We start from the raw sequence: 3963 nt of genomic DNA on the forward strand, positions 1-3963 counted from the left end.
TTGTAAGCCGATGCATTGGCCACGTAAAACCATTTCGGGTGCATCATCAAGGTTTATATTTGTTGGGATTTTTTTTGCTGCAGTAATTCTTTCTGCAAGTTCAATACAACCATATAGTATTCCTGATTCATCTGCACCTGTTAATAAAATACCCTTTTTATTTGAAATAAAAGAATACCCTTCTTTTGGCATTTTTTTCCATTTGGGAGAATTTACAGACAAATGTTTTGTGACATAAATTATTGGCGATTCAGTCTTACTATTTTCATCCTTCAACATCTTTACCAAATATCCATTTTGGGAAAGGGCATTTTTTACTTTATCAATTCCAAATTGTACCCTTGCAGAATTATTTTCATTTGTGTAAATAAAAGCTGTTTTTTTTTGAGCATATAAACCAGTACACCATTGTGCAGCCACAATTATCAGTACAACTTCAAAATATTTTTTATTTAATAACACTTTATATTATTACCGGCAGTTCAAAATTATTTTTACTTCTTCGCTAAACTTTAATCCTTCACTTCTTTTAAAATTTTTAATAATATGATGTAACAATCTAAGTTCCCCTTGAGAGAACAGGGGTTCCTCCCTCCTCACTGCTCTTGTACGCTGCTTCTGCACAAGCCATTGTATCAATGCAATCTTCCACACTATTATCAGGCGCTGCTATTTCTCCTGCGGCGGCCAGCAACATTTCATTCATACTGCCAATAAATGCATGCGGAAACCAGCTGCCTTCAATCTTCATTTGCTGCCATTGTGCTTCTTTGCCTTCTTGCAATAAAATATATTCAAAACTATCTGCAGCACCTCTTGGATAATTTATTAAGGCACCAAAATTTATTATTACTGCGCCTGTGCTGCCTTCTATTTTTATATAAGATTGCTGTTTGGGTATTCCATAATTATGGCAATGATTGGTAAGGATATTTGCTCTTATCATATCGCCATAATCCATTATAATATTGCTGCGTACAGAAGCAAGCTGCGGCATTGATGGATGCTTAGTTGTTTTTGCATAAACAGATTGCGGATTACCCAGTAAATTTCTGACCAAATCAATGTAATGAATACTGTGGTATAAAATTTCCACTCTTGGCGATGCCATTAAAAAATCCCATAAATGCCAGGGCGTATAAACATTTACATTCACTTCAATATCATTCAGCTCTCCCAGTAAATTTTTATTAATTAATTCTTTGGCTGCTAAAATATATGGTGCGTAACGCAATTGAAAATTAATGCCTGCCAGCATTTGTTTTTCTCTTGTAATTTCCAAAATTTGTTTTGCTTCTTCATAATTTTCTCCCATAGGTTTTTGCAACAATACCTTTGCACCAATGGGTAATTGATGTAACAATGCAATAGTTTGAGAGCCGGGAACCGCTACATCAAAAACTGCATTTGCCGGAGCATGTGCAATCATTTCGGCAACACCGGTAAACACATTGGGTAAATTAAATTTTGCGGCAGTGGTAACAGCTTTTGCATTATCAATATCATAAATACCCTGTACATTAAAGGCTGCAATTTTATACGCAGGTAAATGGGCCGTGTTTACAATACCGCCTGCACCAATAATATATATCGGAATTTGTTGTAATTGTAAAGGAGCATTAAACTGCATGATTTATTTTTGGCTGCGTAAATGTACTGCTAAACTTTGTGAGGGTATTATTATCAACCAGTAATCAGTTTACAGCGTTATTTTTCCTGCAAAATTTTTTCCAGTTCAAATTGTTTTTCAATAGCATCGTTATGTTCACCCAATTGCGGCGCTCCTTTATCCGACACCAGCAATTTTCCATCTACTCTTATCGGGCATCTTGTTGTTTTTACCAAAAGCCCATTACTTGTTTTTACAGTAATTTCCATGTTCAGTGTTTTATAGCCTTCTTCCTTTACTAAGTTATCATAATCCAAAACAGGTGCACACCAAATATCTGCTTTTTCTAAAATGGATAACCAATAAGCCACGCTTTTTTTTACAAGATGATCTGCCAGTATTTTTTTTATCTCATCTCTTTTACTAAACCAATCGTTGCTGTCATTAAATTTTTTAAGTGTGTTGCATTGCAAAAGTGTTGCCAGCAATACAATATCACTCATTGCCAATGCAATGTAACCATCATTTGTTTTATAAATACCATAAGGTGCTGCAATATAAGCATGAGCACTGTTTACTGCTCCACGTACCGGTAATTGCCGGCCATCGTTATAATAAGAAGTCAACACTTCAAACTGAAAATCTAAAATACTTTCAAACATATTTACCTGCACCAACGCACCTTCGCCACTAAGGGTTCTTTTATACAATGTTGCTAAAATTCCCTGGGCAATATGTGTACCTGCCATTATATCTACTACGGCCACCCCCATTGGCGTGGGACTTTCGTTATTATTATTACTTAACCAGCTTAAGCCCGATGCAGCCTGCAATAACAGATCTTGACCAGGCAAATCTTTCCATGGCCCTTCATTACCATAGCCACTTATTTGCGCATAAATTATTGCAGGATTTATTTTTTTTACTGTTTCATAATCTAATCCAATACGTTCCATTACACCCGGACGAAAATTATGCATCATCACATCTGCTTTACGCAACAATTGTTTTACTTTTTCCAAATCATCTGCATCTTTTAAATCAGCAGCATAACTTTGTTTATTGCGGTTAATAGCATGAAAAATTGTTGACTCCCCTTCTATCATCACATCCGACACATATAATTCCCGGCAAATATCGCCAACGCCTGGCCGCTCAATCTTTATCACCTGTGCCCCCATATCTGCAAGGCGCAAAGCTGCAGAAGGCCCCGATAAAAACTGGCTGAAGTCAACCACAATTATATCTTGTAATAAATTCATACCCCTATCCCCTAAAGGGGTATTTTTTTTGTTATACATTTTTTTGAACCCATCATTTTATTTCTATTTAGCTTCATTGGTCTGGCCTAAGGCGAGACACTCTTCAACAATATTTCATTATTCAGCAATTAAAAAATCGTTCTTTATTTTTTCATTATGCTCTCCCAATTGCGGTGCCGGTTTGTCTGCATACAATCTTTCTCCATTAATACGAACAGGGCAACGTGTAGTAAAAATTTTTTCATCGCCTGCATATACCACCTGTTCCATTTCTAAAACTTTGTACGCTTCATGCTGCAGCATTTTTTCCCAATCTAATACTTCCATTGCCCAAAGATCCTGTTGTTGCAAAGCTGCTAACCAGTGTTTTGTTTCTTGTGTAATAATATGCTCAGCCAATATTTTTTTAATCGTATCCCTTTGTGCAAATGCATCTTGCTGTAAAAAATTTTGCAACCCTTTACATTTAATGGCGCCTGCAAGTACCTGTATATCCATCATTGCTAAAGCAATATAACCGTCGGCAGTTTTATAAATACCATAAGGTGCACTTAATAATGGATGACCGTTATTAATTTTACTCCGTTGCGGCTGCTGCTGATTGGTATAATATGTGGTAAGCAATTCAAATTGAAAATCGAGTAAAGATTCCAGCAAACTTATTTCTATTAATGCACCGGTATTATTTTTTTGTCTTCTTATTAATGCACCTAAAATACCCTGTACCAATTGTGCGCCGCACAGCATATCTGCAATAGAAATACCAAAGGGCACTGGCCCGTTTGTACCATTGCCAGAAGTGTATGCAAGTCCGGTTATGGATTGCAGCAATAAATCCTGGCCTGGTTTATTTTTCCAAGGCCCTGTTTTTCCATAGCCAGAAATAGCAGCATAAATAATTTTTTCATTTATTTTCTTTACCGCTTCGTAACCCAAACCGGTTTTTTCCATAACACCCGGGCGGAAATTATGAATGATAACATCTGCTTTAGCAATAAGTTTTTTTACAGTAGCAATATCAGTTTCATTTTTTAAATCTGCAGTAAAACTTTCTTTATTACGGTTGATGGTATGAAACAATAATGAATTATC

At 36.1% G+C, this 3963-nt stretch carries 3 protein-coding genes and 1 pseudogene; all 4 read right to left on the reverse strand.

Translation table 11 applies throughout. From position 1 onward, the window contains the following. Positions 1–462, reverse strand: a pseudogene (locus tag ACY65O_RS11370) (hypothetical protein); the annotation flags it as partial. A 97-nt stretch (positions 463–559) separates the two neighbouring features. Next, positions 560–1630, reverse strand: coding sequence for a Gfo/Idh/MocA family protein (locus tag ACY65O_RS11375; RefSeq protein WP_462220977.1), 1071 nt, complete (start codon positions 1628–1630; stop codon positions 560–562). Between the two features lie 77 nt (positions 1631–1707). Then, the gene (locus ACY65O_RS11380) at positions 1708–2910 is read right to left on the reverse strand and encodes a CaiB/BaiF CoA transferase family protein (protein ID WP_462220978.1); all 1203 of its coding nucleotides are present in this window, start codon (positions 2908–2910) and stop codon (positions 1708–1710) included. A 78-nt stretch (positions 2911–2988) separates the two neighbouring features. After that, positions 2989–3963 (reverse strand): CaiB/BaiF CoA transferase family protein (locus tag ACY65O_RS11385; RefSeq protein ID WP_462220979.1); only part of this gene is annotated, 975 nt, incomplete at its 5' end.

This window comes from Ferruginibacter sp. (genome assembly GCF_031430955.1).
In the GTDB taxonomy this organism is placed as follows: domain Bacteria; phylum Bacteroidota; class Bacteroidia; order Chitinophagales; family Chitinophagaceae; genus Ferruginibacter.

Excerpts from the sequence above, each read along its gene's own strand:
- ACY65O_RS11380 (WP_462220978.1), bottom strand. The coding sequence starts at position 2,910 with ATGTATAACAAAAAAAATACCCCTTTAGGGGATAGGGGTATGAATTTA.
- ACY65O_RS11375 (WP_462220977.1), bottom strand. The coding sequence starts at position 1,630 with ATGCAGTTTAATGCTCCTTTACAATTACAACAAATTCCGATATATATT.